Origin of the sequence: Algibacter sp. AS12, assembly GCF_046736315.1 — a bacterium.
Taxonomy (GTDB): domain Bacteria; phylum Bacteroidota; class Bacteroidia; order Flavobacteriales; family Flavobacteriaceae; genus Algibacter_B; species Algibacter_B amylolyticus.
The window spans coordinates 2,383,493-2,399,269 of sequence record NZ_CP151841.1 but is presented as its reverse complement, the minus strand read 5'-3'; the positions used below and the strand labels follow the sequence as shown (position 1 = coordinate 2,399,269).

The window sequence follows — 15,777 nt, the reverse complement described above, 5'->3', positions numbered from 1 at the left end:
TTTACTTATTTCTACCCTTTTCATTTGGATATAATCCTGGTAAATTATCACTCTGAAAGACTTCTTTTGTATTCACATTAACGGCAGCTATTTTTCCAGTAAAAGCTGCACCTGTGTCTATATTCCAAACGTTTGCAGCGTTCATAGGCAAATCGCAATCAAAATTAGTGGTAGGTGTATGGCCAATAAAAATTTCTTTATAATGTTTTAATCTATTTGGGTAAATATTAGAGTCTTTATCAATACTTTTATCTAAGGTTAACGCCATTTCCCATAAGGTTCTATCAAAATACAAGGTGTTTTTAAAAACCTCTCTAGTTACGCCATGCATCGATGTAAATCCGGCATGTAAAAACAACCTGTTTTCATCATCTAAATGGTACAGTGGCATGCTTTCAAACAACTCCAAATGTGCTTTCTTATCTACATCAGAAAATCCCTGATAACTCTCGGCAGTCTCCTTACCCCCGTGCATATACCAAGTGGCGTTTACTTTCCCGCTTCGCAACCACTCTTCACACCAAACATCATGATTACCTTTTATAAAAATGCACTTTATTTTTTGAGAAAGCTCTATTAAAAACTGAATAACCTGTGCCGATTCGCTCCAGCCATCAACATAATCGCCAACAAAGATTAATGTATCTTCATCCGTAACTTCAATTTTATTTAATACTTGAATTAAAGCTTTTAATCCACCATGAATATCTCCAATTGCAAAAATGCGCATACCTTTTTTTTAGCAAATTTAGAAGAATCCTTTAAAACCTCTTAACAATTACATTAAATTTAGATTAAAAATAGAATTTTACAACTTTTTGCAAGATTAGAGCAACAATATATAGTTGGACTTTAAGTATCTTTAGTGAAATTAAACTAAAAACACACAACAACATTGAAAATTAAAAAAGTACTTGTAGCCAATCGCGGCGAAATTGCGATTAGAATTTTTAGAGCTTGCACAGAAATTAATATAAAAACCGTTGGAATATACACTTTTGAAGACCGGTATTCATTGCATAGATACAAGGCAGACGAATCGTACCAAATTGGTGAAGATAACGAACCTTTAAAACCCTATTTAAATATTGCTGCGCTTATAAAAGTAGCCTTAGCCAATAATGTTGATGCGATACATCCTGGATATGGATTTTTATCGGAAAATGCAGATTTTGCTCAAGCTTGCGAGGATAGTGGTATAATTTTTATTGGACCTAAAGTATCTGTTTTAAAGTCTTTAGGCGATAAAATTACTGCTAAACAAGTCGCTGTAGATAATAACATTCCTATTATACAAAGTAACGTAGAGCCTTTAACAGATATTAAAGTTGCCATTTCGGAAGCTAAAAAAATCGGCTACCCTATTATGCTTAAAGCAGCTTCTGGTGGTGGTGGTCGTGGTATGCGCGTTATAAGAAAGGAAGAGGAATTAAAAGGCGCTTTTAACGAAAGTAAGCGTGAAGCCTTAAATGCTTTTGGCGACGACACCGTTTTTTTAGAGAAATTTGTTGAAAACCCTAAGCATATTGAAATTCAAATAGTTGCAGATAGCCATGGAAATATGGTCCATTTATTTGAGCGCGATTGCTCTGTGCAAAGACGTTACCAAAAAGTAATTGAATTTGCGCCATCTTTTGGACTAAGCCAAGACACTAAGCAACACTTATACGACTACGCTATTAAAATATGTAAAGCCGTAAATTATAATAATATTGGTACTGTTGAGTTTTTGGTAGATGACGATGATTCTATATACTTTATTGAAGTAAACCCAAGGGTGCAAGTGGAGCACACCGTTACAGAGGTTGTAACTAATATCGATTTAATAAAAACACAATTATATATTGCTGGTGGTTATAAACTGGCCGACGAGGAAATTAAAATTGCAAGTCAAGACTCTATTTCAATGAGTGGTTTTGCTCTGCAATGCCGTATTACAACCGAGGATCCTCAAAATGATTTTAAACCCGACTACGGGACTGTTTCGGCTTACCGAAGTGCCTCTGGATTTGGAATTAGGTTAGATGCCGGTAGTATTTATCAAGGCGCTACAATTTCGCCATTTTTCGATTCTATGTTAGTAAAGGTTACTGCTCATGGCAGAACCCTTGATGGCGCGAGTAGAAAAATTCGTCGTGCTTTAGCAGAGTTTAGAATTAGAGGCGTAAAAACTAACATGCCTTTTCTTGATAATATTTTAAAACACAATACTTTTAGAGAAGGCAAGGTTACCGTAAACTTTATAAAATCTAATCCTGATTTATTTATTTTTAAAGCACCTAGAAATAGAGCGACAAAATTAATTACCTATTTAGGTGATGTTATTGTAAACGGAAATGCGGATGTTAAAAAGGTTGATCCTTCTAAAACATTTGTAAAACCTAAAGTACCAAAATTTGATCCCGATGCCCAATACCCTGAAGGCACAAAAGATTTACTAACAAAACTAGGCCCTGAAAAATTTTCGCAATGGTTATTAAATGAAAAGAAAGTTCATTTTACCGATACCACCATGCGCGATGCGCACCAAAGTTTATTGGCTACCAGAATGCGTACTTACGATATGCTAAAAGTTGCCGAAGGTTACGCAAAAAACCATCCCGATATATTTAGTATGGAAGTTTGGGGAGGCGCTACATTTGATGTTTGCTTACGTTTTTTACAAGAAAACCCTTGGGAAAGACTTCGTGCACTGCGTAAAGCAATGCCGAATGTATTATTACAAATGCTAATTCGAGGCTCAAACGGTGTTGGATACAAGGCATATTCCGATAATTTAATTGGTGAATTTGTTGAACAATCTTGGGAAAACGGTGTTGATGTGTTTAGAATTTTCGATTCCTTAAACTGGATGAAATCTCTTGGCCCTTGTATTGAGCATGTAAGAACACGAACAGGTGGTTTAGCAGAAGGGTCTATATGTTATACAAACGATATTTTAAATCCAGAAAACACAAAATACAATTTAAAATATTACGTTAACCTAGCTAAAGAAATTGAAGGTGCAGGTGCACATATTTTAGGTGTAAAAGATATGGCAGGTTTATTAAAACCTTATGCTGCTTACGAGCTTATTTCGGCTCTAAAATCGGAATTAAAAATTCCAATTCATTTACATACGCACGATACCTCATCCATTCAATCGGCAAGCTACTTAAAAGCTATTGAGGCTGGTGTAGATGTGGTTGATGTGGCTCTTGGTGGTTTATCTGGATTAACATCGCAACCTAATTTTAATTCGGTTGTAGAGATGATGAAATTTCAAGATCGCGCGAGTAGTATTAATATGGATTCATTAAACGAATATTCAAATTACTGGGAAGCTGTTAGAGAATATTATTACCCTTTTGAATCGGGCTTAAAATCTGGTTCTGGCGAGGTTTTTAAACATGAAATTCCTGGTGGACAATATTCCAACCTAAAACCACAAGCACGTGGCTTAGGACTAGAAGATCGTTTTCATGAAATTACAGCCATGTACAGCAAAGTAAATGCGCTTTTTGGAGATATTGTAAAGGTAACTCCAAGCTCCAAAGTGGTTGGCGATATGGCCCAATATTTAGTAAGTAATAATTTAACCGTTGAAGATGTTATAGAGCGTGGTGATAGTATTTCGTTCCCGCAGTCGGTAGTCGATTTCTTTAAGGGCGATTTAGGTCAGCCCGTTGGAGGATTCCCTAAAGCGTTGCAAAAGCTTATTTTAAAAGACCAAGCGCCATATACGGATAGACCAAATGCACATATTCCGCCATTAGATATTGATGCTGAATATAAAGCGTTTAAAAAAATATTTGAACACGATTTAAGTAGAACCATCGATTTTACTGATTTCTTATCGTACCAATTATACCCTAAAGTGTTTACCGATGCCTTTAACAAGCATTTAAAATATGACAACCTTATGAATTTGCCAACTAAGAATTTCTTTTATGGCATGGAAGTAGGCGAGGAAATCATAATGGAATTAGATAAAGGTAAAACACTATTAGTGACTTTAGACTCTATTGGAAAACCGAATACCGACGGTATGGTTACGGTTTATTTTAAAGTAAACGGACAAGGTAGAAGTGTAGAGATTAAAGATACTTCAATTAAGATTGATAAGGTTGAAAATGTAAAAGCTGATAAAACAGAAGACAACCAAATAGGTGCGCCTTTGCAAGGTATGTTATCTACAATTTTAGTAAAACGCGGTGAAAAGGTTGTAAAAAACCAACCGCTATTTATTATTGAAGCCATGAAAATGGAGACTACCATTACCGCTGCTACAGATGCTACAGTTAAGAAAATTGTTTTAAAAACTGGATTTATGGTTAATTCTGAAGACTTGGTTGTTGTTTTAGAATAACTAACAAAAGCCTTATTTTATAAGTATTATTAGAGCTTGTTGAAAACAAATTCATGTTTTTAGCAAGCTCTAAAAATATTGTCCAATTCCAAACACAAAACCTTTAGTTGCATTTTTGGATATTCCATGGCCGTAATCGATTCTAAAAATAGCGTTATATATTTTTTTATGCATAAACCGAATCCCTAAACCCGGGTAAACCTTTACGTTTTCAGAATTAGTAAAATCGTTAACCTCACCTCCAGGGTTTCGCCATGAACCAGCATCAATAAAAGCATTACCTTGCATTACAAACCAATCTTTTTCAATAAGGGTTTGCCGGTATTCGGTATTTAAAACAATAACACCTGTACCTCTATCTATAGTATTTCCAACACCGCGAACATTCAAATTATTATCTACCGAAAACGGGGCAAATGGCGTCTCGTTATTAGTTGCTAAACCCATACGCAATCTATTCGCCCAATTTCCTTTTTCTCCTATACGTTTAAACAAAAAGAAATCATTCCAACCTATAAAAAAATCCGTTAACATATCGTTTGTTGATGTGACATATTGGAAGTTAAACTGACTCTTAAAACCAGAAATATATTGGTAGCAATAATCTAAATTATTATACTCATAAATACCCTTTACCAGCCATTTATTTACATTCAACTCAGGTCTGTTGTTTACATTTTCGCCTTTAAACTTATAATCTTCAACAAAGTAATTAAAACCTAACTCTAGCCTATTTGTAAAGTTAAATTGATACAAACCTAAAGCCTCTATGGATTTATTTCTGTATTTGTAATTAGCCGTTTCATCTTCAAAAAACACCGGTTCTTGGGTTGTTAAGTCTTGAAGATTAACAGCAAGACCAGCTTTATTGGAAAACAAAAAAGGAGCCCTAAAATTCAAGGCATAACTACTATAAATATCCTTTTGGTAAAACGCTCCAAATGCTATAGACCTACCTAACAGATTAAATTCGTAGAGTCCTAATCTATAGGCAAATTCATCATCGTTAGTGGTGTAAATATTAGCCGATGGAATGAGTGTGAAATTTTCTTCAATATTATAAAACACGTTATACTGATTGCCCTCCGCAGGAAAAACCTGAAAATATACGTGTGCCACAGAAGGCAGCCGCTTTAACCTAATAATATCCTGCTTTATAACAGCAGAATCTAATGCGGCACCTGCTTTTATTCTAGAAATACTTTTTATAAATGTTGTTTTTAGCCTTTTATTGCCCTGAACCTTTAAGTCTTGAACTAACAATTCTTGGGCATAAATACCTAAGGAAACAAAACCAAGAATAATTAATAAGACTAATTGTTTTTTCATTCAGCAACAAACGATTTTTGAATAACCCAATTTACCCAATTATCTAGACTTACATCCATTAATGTGAAATTATAATTTTCATTGAAAATTAAATTCGGTGGGGTTTGTGTGGTTACATTCAAAACAACATTGCTTGTATTGTAGTATTGAAATTGATTCTCGTAGGTATACGTTCCGGATAATAAATCACCATTAGCAGCCGAAACTACCTGAAAATATATAGCATTATCGCCCTCTGCATTATCGTTCCAACTAAAATTAGGCATTCCAGATGAGCTTTGATTGATATTAACTTTATCATTCCAAACTGTAGGTTTCGATAATTGTTTTGTGCGAATGGGGTTAGATATTTTTATTTCATCGGCTAACTCAAAAGTAATTATAATCCATTTTTCTGTTGCAGAACTTTGCGTAAAACGTCTTAGATGCCCATTAAATATCGGGTCGCTTTCTACGTTATTTAAAGTATAGTTTTTAAAATCGTTTGAATCGACATCAACATCTAAAGTTTCATAAAACCGTCCATTAGAAGCTCCTGATTCTGCATAATAAAAGGTTAGAATATCTCCATTAACCTCATCGCTTGCCGCACAAGCAATAACAGCACCTTGTTCAACTGTACGCCCTTGAATATACGTTGTTAAGCTTTGTATATCCTCATCGTTATCTCTAGCGCAAGACACTAAAACCAATAGACATATTGCAATGTATTTTAATTTACTCATAAGATTTATAGTGTTTACGAATTAAGGCTTCTACCGGCTTGTTTTGCGGTGTGAACCTTGAATCGCTTTCACCTCCAGATTTTTCATGATCATGAAACCATTTCCAAATAAAACCGCCAGCAAACCAATCTTCTTTCCAAAAAGTGTCAAATAAAGCTTGTGTGGTGTTGGTTTGGGCATCAAAATTAACTTGAGTCATACTTCTATCACTCACCCAAGGAGCTTTTCCGGTGTAATCAACACTTCGATAACCATATTCCGTAAACAAAATAGGTTTTTTATGTTCTTGATGTACTTTTAAAATATCTGCTTTATGTTTTTCCCAACCCAATAAACATTCGGCTATGGTTGGCGTTTTGCTTTCGCTTACCGGAAAATAGGCATCGACACCTATAAAATCTAATTCGCTCCAAAAAGGTGTTCGTTTAAACTCATCCCAATTTGCAGCATAGGTTAATTTACCTTTATAAATCGCTTTTACATCTTTTATAAGTTTAAACCAATAATCTGGTCTATTACTTATAAAACCTTCTAATTCGGTGCCTATGCAAAATATTTGGACATTCATTTTTGCCGCTAAGTCGGCATATTCTAAAATAAACTTTGAGTAAGAATCCTCGAGGGTTTTCCAATCGGCTTCGTTAGTCATTTTAATATAACCGGTAAATTGCCCATGCCCTACCCAAATTTGAGGTTTCAACATAATTTTAATATGCTGTTTATTTAATTCGGTAATATACTGTGCTGCACCTTCTTTTCTTTCACCATACCATTGTCTTTCTCCATTAAATTTTACTTCTGGCAAACTTAAATCTCTAATAAAACCAAAAGGCATTACTGCCGCATAATTGGCATTTAAATTAGCCACAGGGTGCGTATGGGTTTGATCTATAGGCTGTCTGGAAGACACAAAACTCACACCATTAATTTTATTGGTCTGAGTTTTGCAGGATTGAATAGCTAAAATTGATAAAAGAAATAAGAGTTTAAATGGTTTCATATAAAATATTAAACTTCTAATTTAATGTTATTCTTACAACAAAGCTCTTAAACCAATACTAAAAGTTTGCCCTAAACCTTGAAAATTATTTCCACGCACAAATTTCCCGTATGACGCTTCAATATTTAAAACATTTGTTAACTGATATTTTCCTCCAAACCCTAATTGCGTGTAATTTTGCTCAAAATTATTACCTAAATCGATAAGAAAAGCTTGTTGAGCGTTAACAAATAAAGTTGACTTGATAGATGGAAAGTAACTTAAAAAAGCACTTAAGGGTAAAAACATGCTATTATTTGCAAAACGCTCATTAGGATTCTCCGTTAAAGGATCTGCATCGGTTTGACTCTCGCCAAAATTAAAACCAAAATCGGCTTCTGTAAATATTTGCCAATCGCCACCTCCAAACGTTTTATCATAGAAAAATTTAGTTTCCCAAAACGTACTTCTTTTATCTAAATATGCTGGTACCGCTTCATCTTTAAAAATAGGCAAATACAAAGAACTTGTAAAAGAAAAATTAGGAATACTAGCAAACGGTTGCACTCTTATAGATGGTGCTATTGTTGTTAAGCCGCTTCGAGAATCTATGCCGTTGTTCTCAAAATCGAATACACTAAGTGCGCTTTGACCTCCAAAATTATTTGCTCTTACTTGAAAAACAAAACCTACGTTTATTCTTGAATTGTTACTTACACCTGTATAAATTTCAGTTGTATTAGTAAAAAAGTTTTGTCTATCAATACTAAAAGATTTGCCTGTTCCAGCACCTGTTTGTTTCGTTTGTGTGTATAAACTATTAAAAAACTTAATATCCCATTGCCCTTTTCTTAGTAATTTTGAAGGTGTAAACTCTTGTACATTACTTCTTTTAGAGGTATCTTCTTCTTGAGAATATCCATTATACGTAATTGCGATAAGTACTAATACTGCTAATGCTTTTTTCATGATGTGTTTTAGTTTTTCGGTTCCACGCCAATGGAAACTTATGTATTTTGGGTTAGTTATTATTTTGTTATTGTTTGTTTAGGTTCCAATTATATGGGAAATAGCTCAATTTAAAATTACTACCTAATTTTTCTGTGCGGTATGTGTTTATAAAATCTATTTCACGCTTACCGTTCCTTGTAAAATCTTCCTTATACCACTCCATAATTTGAGATGCTTGTACTCGATTTTTCTTAGTATTCACTCTTAAAAAAGATCCGTTTAATGCTATTTTAGTCTGTTCTTCCAACTGAGTATTTAAAGTAGTTGGCAAATACGCTTTACTAATTAAAGGCGGACAACCAACAGCACCACAAACCAATACAAAATGAAAACGAGCATCTTTAAAATTACCGCGTAATAACTTATGTTCTATGTCGTTTAAAGTAATTTGTTTGCCTCCTAAACTGTAGGTTGTAGCGTCAAAAAAACCTTTATTATCTAGTGGTGAGTTTGTTGGATAATTATCTATTATACCTTTTATAACCGATAGATTATAAGCATTAATCCAAAAAGCCTGATAGTTATTAGCATCGGCTTTAGTTACCGTTATGCCTTCTGCTATTTTTAAAATACTATTCAATTCATTTTGGTTAGCATGAATTTTCGAGTATGCCACTTTTCCTTTGGCTACATGTGCTTTAAAAAAGGCATCCGCTTTATTAAAAAAGGAGTTTAAATCTTGAGAAAAGCCATTAAACGAGACTAAAACTAAAAGCGCTATAAGTATTTGTTTTTTCATTTTTGTAAATTTTCAATTCGGTAAAGTAACTGCCATTGGGTCGCAGGAATTTCTAGATAATTACAACACTCCTTAAAAAAAATAATATTTTACGATAGTTGAAAACCTTACAAAACACCAACAATTTAAACTTGTTCTAAATTAAACCCTTGTGTTAAGTTATTACCTTTAGCTTCGACAGAACAATCATTATCTTTTGAATTTACATTTAAGCAAATCAAGTTTTTGTTCTAAAAAGTCTCATAGATAATACTAACAAATCAACCCAATTACTAAAACATGGAAGAACACATTGTTATTATAGGAAACGGAATTTCTGGAGTAACTGCCGCTCGACATATTAGAAAACTATCAGACAAAAGGATTACCATAGTATCGGCAGAAACCGAATATTTCTTTTCTAGAACTGCACTTATGTATATTTACATGGGACACATGAAATTTGAACACACCCAACCCTACGAGAATTGGTTCTGGGAGAAAAACAGAATTGAGCTTAAAAAAGGATACGTTAACAATATAGATACTACTGCAAAAACACTTCATTTTGCAGAAGGTGATGCTTTAAATTACGATAAACTTATTATTGCCACAGGCAGCAAACCAAATAAGTTTGGGTGGCCAGGTCAAGATCTAGAAGGTGTTATGGGCATGTACCACAAGCAAGATTTAGAAAACCTTGAGAAGCACGCGCCAAATAAAGATGTTTGTAAACGCGCCGTAATTGTTGGTGGTGGTTTAATTGGAATTGAGTTGGCCGAAATGCTAAACTCTAGAAATATTCCGGTTACCTTTTTGGTGCGAGAAGATAGCTTCTGGAATGGCGTTTTACCGAGTGGAGAAAGCCAAATGATTAACAGACATATAAAAAATCATCATATAGATTTACGCCTTGCTACTAATTTAAAAGAAATCAAGGCCGACGAAAACGGAAAAGTAAAATCTATAATCATTGAAGAAACCGGCGAAGAAATTGAGTGTAATGTGGTAGGCTTAACAGCCGGAGTTACGCCGAACATCGATTTTTTAAAAGATTCTAATATTGAACTTGGAAGAGGTGTAAAAGTAAACCCGTATTTAGAAACCAACATTAAAGATGTTTACGCTATTGGCGATTGCGCCGAACAGCATGAAGGTATAAATGGTCGTCGTACCATTGAAGCCGTTTGGTACACAGGCCGTATGATGGGCGAAACCTTAGCACAAACTATTTGCGGAAACAAAATACAATACAACCCTGGACATTGGTTTAACTCTGCTAAATTTTTAGACATTGAATACCAAACTTATGGTTGGGTTTTTAGTGAACGTAGTTGTCCAGATTATGAAAAACATTTCCATTGGAAACATGAGGACGATACCAAATGCATAACCGTAGCTTACCATAAAACAACAAAAGAATTTTTAGGCATAAACACCTTTGGGATTAGAATGCGCCATGAAACTTTTGATACTTGGCTAACAGAAAAACGCGATGTCGATTACGTTATAAACCATCTTCCTGAGGCTAATTTCGATCCCGAATTTTATAGTCATTACGAAGCCGATATACTTTCAACCTACAACAAACAATTGCAAATAGCCTAACCATGAGTAATAAAATAAATAATAGTATGTCTTTAGCAAAACCAGATGCTTTAGATATTTCAACGAAACAAAAAGTCGCATTAGCTATTGGCTTTATCGGCCTTTTTATAATGGCTTTAGCATTGCTAAACACTAATTTCCCTAACGAAGGTTTGTTCTTAACACTTTCATTAGGCATGATTTCTTTAGGTGTTATAATCTACTCCAGAGAAGCCTATTTAACCAAGTTAGAAGGCATAAAAAATGATGGTGTTTGGTTTAAATCTATATCTTCCCATGGCGCTTGGGGTTATGTTTTAGGCGTTGTACTTACCACATTTTATATAGTGCTTTATTTTTTTCCTCAATATTTAGGTTTAGGAAAAGATGGCGCCGAAAACACAGGATTAGTACACCTATTCGACCCCTTAAGTAAATTATTAAGCGGCAGACCAGCAAGCCAATGGTTCGTTTACGGTACACTTTATACCATTGCTATTTTAGCCTTTGGATATAAATTTATACTTAAATACCGCCATAACCGCTACCAACAAATACGTACAGGATCGGTAATGTTTTTCCAATTAGGTTTTGCCTTTTTAATTCCGGAATTCATGTACGTTATGAATAACGATTTACCATATTACGATCTTAAAAGTATTTGGCCACTTAACTATTACATTTTTGATGAATGGTCTGTAAACGGATTCCTTTCCAACGGTAATATTGGTTTAGCTTTAATAGTATTCGGTATCCTTTCAACCTTTATTATAACGCCTATATTAACTTACAAATATGGTAAACGCTGGTATTGCTCTTGGGTTTGCGGTTGTGGTGGATTAGCAGAAACTGCTGGAGATTCTTTTAGACAATTATCTTCTAAAAAAATGTCTGCTTGGAAACTAGAACGTTGGTTAATACATACCGTTTTAGTATTTTCTGTTGTCATGACAGTTGCCATGGTTTACACTTATTTAGGTTACGATAAAAACGATTTTTGGTTAACACGTGGGCTTTTCATCTCTTTAGTTATAGGCTTTTTAACCCTAGTTTTTGCAGGTGTTATGTTATTTAAAAGCAAGGAGCTAGGTAAAGATGCTAAATATGGCGCTATTGGCTTTTTTAGCGTTATTGCGCTATTATTAATCATGTATTTTACCGGTACAACAGAACACGTTTTCTTTATAAAAGGCTCTGCACTTAGATCGGCATATGGCCTTTATATAGGCTCTATATTTTCTGGTGTAATTGGTACCGGCTTCTACCCTATTTTAGGTAACCGTTCTTGGTGTCGTTTTGGATGCCCAATGGCCGCTATTTTAGGATTCCAACAGCGTTTATTTTCTAAATTTAGAATTACTACCAATGGAGGTCAATGTATCTCGTGTGGTAACTGCTCTAACAGTTGCGAAATGGGAATTGATGTTAGACATTATGCCCAAAAAGGTGAAAACATAGTACGATCTAGTTGTGTTGGCTGTGGCGTTTGTTCTGCAGTTTGCCCAAGAGGTGTTTTAAAACTTGAAAATGATAGTATGGACGGCCGTATTAATCCGACTGAAATATTATTAGGAAACGATGTAGATTTAATGGATTTAGTAAATAAGAAATAAGTTTTCAGCATCAGTCGCAGAGTTTTCAGCATAAAACGAATATATATAATACCTAAAAAATGCCATGTATATCTGTATAAAACCTCAGCGATTCTTTGTCCACTAGCTAATTACAAGAAATGAAAAAGGTAATTATCATTATAATAGTGTTTATTAGTTTTAACGCTTTCGCGGAAAAAATATACAAACGCAGCTATTTCGAAAACGGCACAATTAAAGCTGAAGGTTGGCTAGAAAACAATCAAAAAACGGCCTTTTGGAGGTTCTATTTTGATAACGGTAGTTTAAAAAAGGAAGGCCACTTTTCAGAAGATAAAGAAATTAAATACTGGAAGTTCTATACCAAATTTGGCACTCTCGAAAAAGAAGGGCATTTTACAAACGGAAAAAAAACTAATTGGTGGTTGTTTTATGACTCCCGCGAAAAAATAAACCATAAATGCCAATTAAAGAACAATCAAAAAAACGGATTTTGCCTTATGTATAAAAACGAAAAGCTTATTTCGGCGTCAAAATATAAGGCAGGAAAAAAAATAAAAGAATGGACTACCTTTGCATCCTTTAAAAAAGACAATAAACTTAGCGATCTTAAATGACCCAAATAAAAGTGATCATTCCTGCTTATAACGAAGCAGATTCTATAGCACACGTAATTAACGATATTCCCAAAACCGTTAGCGAGGTTATTGTGGTGAGTAACAACTCTACTGACAATACCGAGATTAACGCAAAAAATGCAGGTGCAACCGTTATAAAAGAACCTAACAAAGGTTATGGCTATGCCTGCTTAAAAGGCATGCAACATATTGCCAACCAAACCATAAAACCAGATATTGTTGTTTTTCTAGATGGCGATTATAGCGATTACCCAGAAGAGCTTACAAAAATTGTGGCTCCCATTATTAATGATGATATCGATTTTGTAATTGGAGCACGCACAAAACAACTAAGAGAAAAAGGGTCTATGACAGGACCACAAATTTTCGGTAACTGGCTAGCTACCAATTTAATGAAGTTGTTTTTCGGTGCTAAGTTTTCAGATTTAGGCCCCTTTAGAGCTATAAAATACAATAAATTACTAGCGCTAAACATGGAAGACAAAACCTATGGTTGGACCGTAGAAATGCAACTCAAAGCACTTAAGCAAAAACTTACATACACCGAAATACCAGTAAATTACCGCAATAGAATAGGTGTCTCAAAAGTTTCAGGTACGGTAAAAGGTGCTATATTTGCAGGCATAAAAATCTTAGGTTGGATTTTTAAATATAGTTTTAAATAATGATATTAGAAACCGTAATTATAGTCATATACACCATTTCGCTTTTGCTAATTTTCATGTATGCATTGGCACAACTCAACCTACTTTTTAATTACCTGTCATCCAAAAAACTCGAAGACAATTCGCCAAAATTCGATTTTTCAAACCCAGACGAAATTCCATACATTACCATTCAACTTCCGGTTTATAACGAAATGTATGTTATGGAACGTTTGCTCGATAATATTGCAAAAATAGATTACCCAAAAAACAAGTTAGAAATTCAAGTTCTAGACGATTCCACAGACGAAACCGTAGAAACTACTCTAAAACAAATTCAAAAACTTCAAGCCCAAGGCTTAGATATAAAACAAATAACGAGAACAGACCGTAAAGGCTTTAAGGCCGGTGCATTAAAAGAAGGTTTAAAAATCGCAAAAGGCAGTATTATTGCTATTTTCGATTCCGATTTTTTACCAGAAGCAGACTGGTTAAAACGCACCGTACCCTATTTTAAAGACGAAGCCGTTGGTGTTGTACAAACCCGTTGGGGACACATAAACCGCAACTATTCTATACTAACAAGAATTCAAGCCTTCGCGCTCGATGCCCACTTTACACTAGAGCAAGTTGGCCGAAACAGTAAAGGTCATTTTATAAATTTTAATGGTACCGCAGGACTTTGGCGTAAAGCCTGTATTATCGATGCCGGAAATTGGGAAGGCGATACGCTAACCGAAGATTTAGACCTTAGCTACCGCGCACAACTTAAAAACTGGAAATTTAAATATTTAGAACACGTAGAAACCCCTGCCGAACTTCCTATAGTAATTAGCGCAGCGCGTTCACAACAATTCAGATGGAATAAAGGCGGAGCAGAAAACTTCCAAAAAATGCTTGGTCGCGTTGTAAAAAGCAAAAACATTTCAGCTAAAACCAAAGTACACGGTTTGCTGCATTTATTAAACAGCACCATGTTTTTAAACGTGCTTATAGTTGGTGTTTTAAGCATCCCTATGCTTTATATAAAAAACGAATATGCCCATTTACGCCCTTATTTTTACGTTATGAGTTTCTTTGTAATGAGCACCATAATATTTTTTGTATGTTACTGGTTTATGTACAAAAACATATATGGCGGCGGCTTTAAAAACTTTATCCGCTACATAGGTATGTTTTTCGTCTTTTTCTCAATAGCCATGGGCTTTTCGCTACATAACTCCATTGCTGTTTTAGAGGGGCACATAGGTAAAAAATCCGAATTTGTACGCACACCAAAATTCAATATCAGTAAGTATAAAGACAACTGGAAAAACAACAAATATATAAAACCTAACATATCTGTAAACGTCATTTTCGAAGGACTACTTATGCTCTATTTCGGTTTTGGTATGTACAGCGCCTTTATAGTAGGCAACCAAGGTGGCGATTTCGGACTCTTCCCATTTCACTTTATGTTATGCGTAGGTTTTGGCTATGTGTTTTTTAAATCTTTGGCGTCTAAGGTTTAATTAGAAACTAAGTATATCTCAACATGCCTTTTATATAATTGTTAGTTTTCTTTTACTATTTTTCCAAACGATCAACAACTATTTGCCCTAGTCTTTCTAAGTTTTCATTACTAGCCATACAGGATTGTGACGCAATTGATGCCCCATGTTCAAAAACCAAAGTAACTGAAACGTTACCAACTCGTACCCCTAAATATTGTTCTTTATGATCTTGACTTATATTAAAACCAATGTAGACTTCATCTCCTAAACCAGTAATAGTTTTTGCTTCGGGAATATTAGAAGTTCTTCTTATTTTTAAATGCGGCTAAGGAAATTTGTTTGACTGATTCAGTTTTAATTTTTGGATGCTCTGCTTTAATAACTTTATCGGCAACAGATAACCTTCCTAAAGGTAAATACACAGCCGTTTGTACTTTACCACCAAAAAAGGTTTCTCCCACGTCTTCTCCAAAGTATAAATCTGGATTCAGCTTTTTAAAATCATCTTGCGCTGTTTTTGATCTTTTGTTGATTTTCTTTTGAGCAGATTTTACAATCTTTATACTGTTCTCAATTCTAGACTTAAACTTTGGACTTGCTTTTAAAGAGCCATTTGTATAGTTTTCCATCATGGTCTCGAGCGCTTTTAAATAGTCCTCTGCTTCTTTAGCAGAGTGCATATATCCAGCTTTAACGCCTATTGATCTTAATTG

The 15,777-nt window shown here is 34.5% G+C and carries 13 protein-coding genes; 6 read left to right on the top strand and 7 right to left on the bottom strand.

The features are described from left to right. Position 1 precedes the first annotated feature (1 nt). Positions 2-730 (bottom strand): metallophosphoesterase family protein, encoded by a 729-nt coding sequence (locus AAFN75_RS10015; protein ID WP_411806207.1) that lies wholly within the window; start codon positions 728-730, stop codon positions 2-4. A gap of 165 nt (positions 731-895) precedes the next feature. Between AAFN75_RS10015 and AAFN75_RS10010 the strand changes: the two genes are divergently transcribed. After that, the gene (locus AAFN75_RS10010; RefSeq protein ID WP_411806206.1) at positions 896-4,348 is read left to right on the top strand and encodes a pyruvate carboxylase; all 3,453 of its coding nucleotides are present in this window, start codon (positions 896-898) and stop codon (positions 4,346-4,348) included. 69 nt (positions 4,349-4,417) lie between these two features. On the opposite strand, the gene AAFN75_RS10005 is transcribed toward AAFN75_RS10010, so the two are convergent. From AAFN75_RS10005 to AAFN75_RS09985, 5 genes are all read right to left on the bottom strand, one after another. Continuing rightward, a complete protein-coding gene (locus AAFN75_RS10005) occupies positions 4,418-5,677 on the bottom strand; it encodes an outer membrane protein assembly factor (protein WP_411806205.1) in 1,260 nt (419 codons plus the stop codon). Further along, positions 5,674-6,402: a hypothetical protein gene (locus AAFN75_RS10000; RefSeq protein ID WP_411806204.1), complete on the bottom strand. Its 729-nt coding sequence runs from the start codon at positions 6,400-6,402 to the stop codon at positions 5,674-5,676. The genes AAFN75_RS10005 and AAFN75_RS10000 overlap by 4 nt, the downstream gene beginning before the upstream one ends. Continuing rightward, on the bottom strand, positions 6,395-7,402 hold the full coding sequence (locus AAFN75_RS09995) for a glycoside hydrolase family 113 (protein WP_411806203.1): 1,008 nt from the start codon (positions 7,400-7,402) through the stop codon (positions 6,395-6,397). The genes AAFN75_RS10000 and AAFN75_RS09995 overlap by 8 nt, the downstream gene beginning before the upstream one ends. Positions 7,403-7,435: 33 nt before the next feature. Next, positions 7,436-8,350 (bottom strand): hypothetical protein, encoded by a 915-nt coding sequence (locus AAFN75_RS09990; protein ID WP_411806202.1) that lies wholly within the window; start codon positions 8,348-8,350, stop codon positions 7,436-7,438. Between the two features lie 67 nt (positions 8,351-8,417). Next, on the bottom strand, positions 8,418-9,131 hold the full coding sequence (locus tag AAFN75_RS09985; protein WP_411806201.1) for a DUF547 domain-containing protein: 714 nt from the start codon (positions 9,129-9,131) through the stop codon (positions 8,418-8,420). A gap of 279 nt (positions 9,132-9,410) precedes the next feature. On the opposite strand from AAFN75_RS09985, the gene AAFN75_RS09980 reads away from it, so the two are divergent. From AAFN75_RS09980 to AAFN75_RS09960, 5 genes are all read left to right on the top strand, one after another. Continuing rightward, entirely contained in the window at positions 9,411-10,718 is a 1,308-nt protein-coding gene (locus AAFN75_RS09980; protein ID WP_411806200.1) for an NAD(P)/FAD-dependent oxidoreductase, read from the top strand. Between the two features lie 2 nt (positions 10,719-10,720). Then, a complete protein-coding gene (locus AAFN75_RS09975; protein WP_411806199.1) occupies positions 10,721-12,310 on the top strand; it encodes a 4Fe-4S binding protein in 1,590 nt (529 codons plus the stop codon). A gap of 119 nt (positions 12,311-12,429) precedes the next feature. Then, on the top strand, positions 12,430-12,906 hold the full coding sequence (locus tag AAFN75_RS09970; RefSeq protein WP_411806198.1) for a toxin-antitoxin system YwqK family antitoxin: 477 nt from the start codon (positions 12,430-12,432) through the stop codon (positions 12,904-12,906). Further along, positions 12,903-13,592, top strand: coding sequence for a glycosyltransferase family 2 protein (locus tag AAFN75_RS09965; protein WP_411806197.1), 690 nt, complete (start codon positions 12,903-12,905; stop codon positions 13,590-13,592). The genes AAFN75_RS09970 and AAFN75_RS09965 overlap by 4 nt, the downstream gene beginning before the upstream one ends. Further along, positions 13,592-15,082: a cellulose synthase family protein gene (locus tag AAFN75_RS09960; RefSeq protein ID WP_411806196.1), complete on the top strand. Its 1,491-nt coding sequence runs from the start codon at positions 13,592-13,594 to the stop codon at positions 15,080-15,082. Before AAFN75_RS09965 ends, AAFN75_RS09960 begins: the two co-directional genes overlap by 1 nt. Before the next feature lie 278 nt (positions 15,083-15,360). Here the strand turns inward: AAFN75_RS09960 and AAFN75_RS09955 are convergent, their stop codons facing one another. Then, positions 15,361-15,744: a hypothetical protein gene (locus AAFN75_RS09955; RefSeq protein ID WP_411806195.1), complete on the bottom strand. Its 384-nt coding sequence runs from the start codon at positions 15,742-15,744 to the stop codon at positions 15,361-15,363. Positions 15,745-15,777: the final 33 nt, after the last annotated feature.

Coding starts and splice junctions, on each gene's coding strand:
- AAFN75_RS10015 (WP_411806207.1), bottom strand. CDS start 730: ATGCGCATTTTTGCAATTGGAGATATTCATGGTGGATTAAAAGCTTTA.
- AAFN75_RS10005 (WP_411806205.1), bottom strand. CDS start 5,677: ATGAAAAAACAATTAGTCTTATTAATTATTCTTGGTTTTGTTTCCTTA.
- AAFN75_RS10000 (WP_411806204.1), bottom strand. CDS start 6,402: ATGAGTAAATTAAAATACATTGCAATATGTCTATTGGTTTTAGTGTCT.
- AAFN75_RS09995 (WP_411806203.1), bottom strand. CDS start 7,402: ATGAAACCATTTAAACTCTTATTTCTTTTATCAATTTTAGCTATTCAA.
- AAFN75_RS09990 (WP_411806202.1), bottom strand. CDS start 8,350: ATGAAAAAAGCATTAGCAGTATTAGTACTTATCGCAATTACGTATAAT.
- AAFN75_RS09985 (WP_411806201.1), bottom strand. CDS start 9,131: ATGAAAAAACAAATACTTATAGCGCTTTTAGTTTTAGTCTCGTTTAAT.
- AAFN75_RS09980 (WP_411806200.1), top strand. CDS start 9,411: ATGGAAGAACACATTGTTATTATAGGAAACGGAATTTCTGGAGTAACT.
- AAFN75_RS09975 (WP_411806199.1), top strand. CDS start 10,721: ATGAGTAATAAAATAAATAATAGTATGTCTTTAGCAAAACCAGATGCT.
- AAFN75_RS09970 (WP_411806198.1), top strand. CDS start 12,430: ATGAAAAAGGTAATTATCATTATAATAGTGTTTATTAGTTTTAACGCT.
- AAFN75_RS09965 (WP_411806197.1), top strand. CDS start 12,903: ATGACCCAAATAAAAGTGATCATTCCTGCTTATAACGAAGCAGATTCT.
- AAFN75_RS09960 (WP_411806196.1), top strand. CDS start 13,592: ATGATATTAGAAACCGTAATTATAGTCATATACACCATTTCGCTTTTG.
- AAFN75_RS09955 (WP_411806195.1), bottom strand. CDS start 15,744: ATGCACTCTGCTAAAGAAGCAGAGGACTATTTAAAAGCGCTCGAGACC.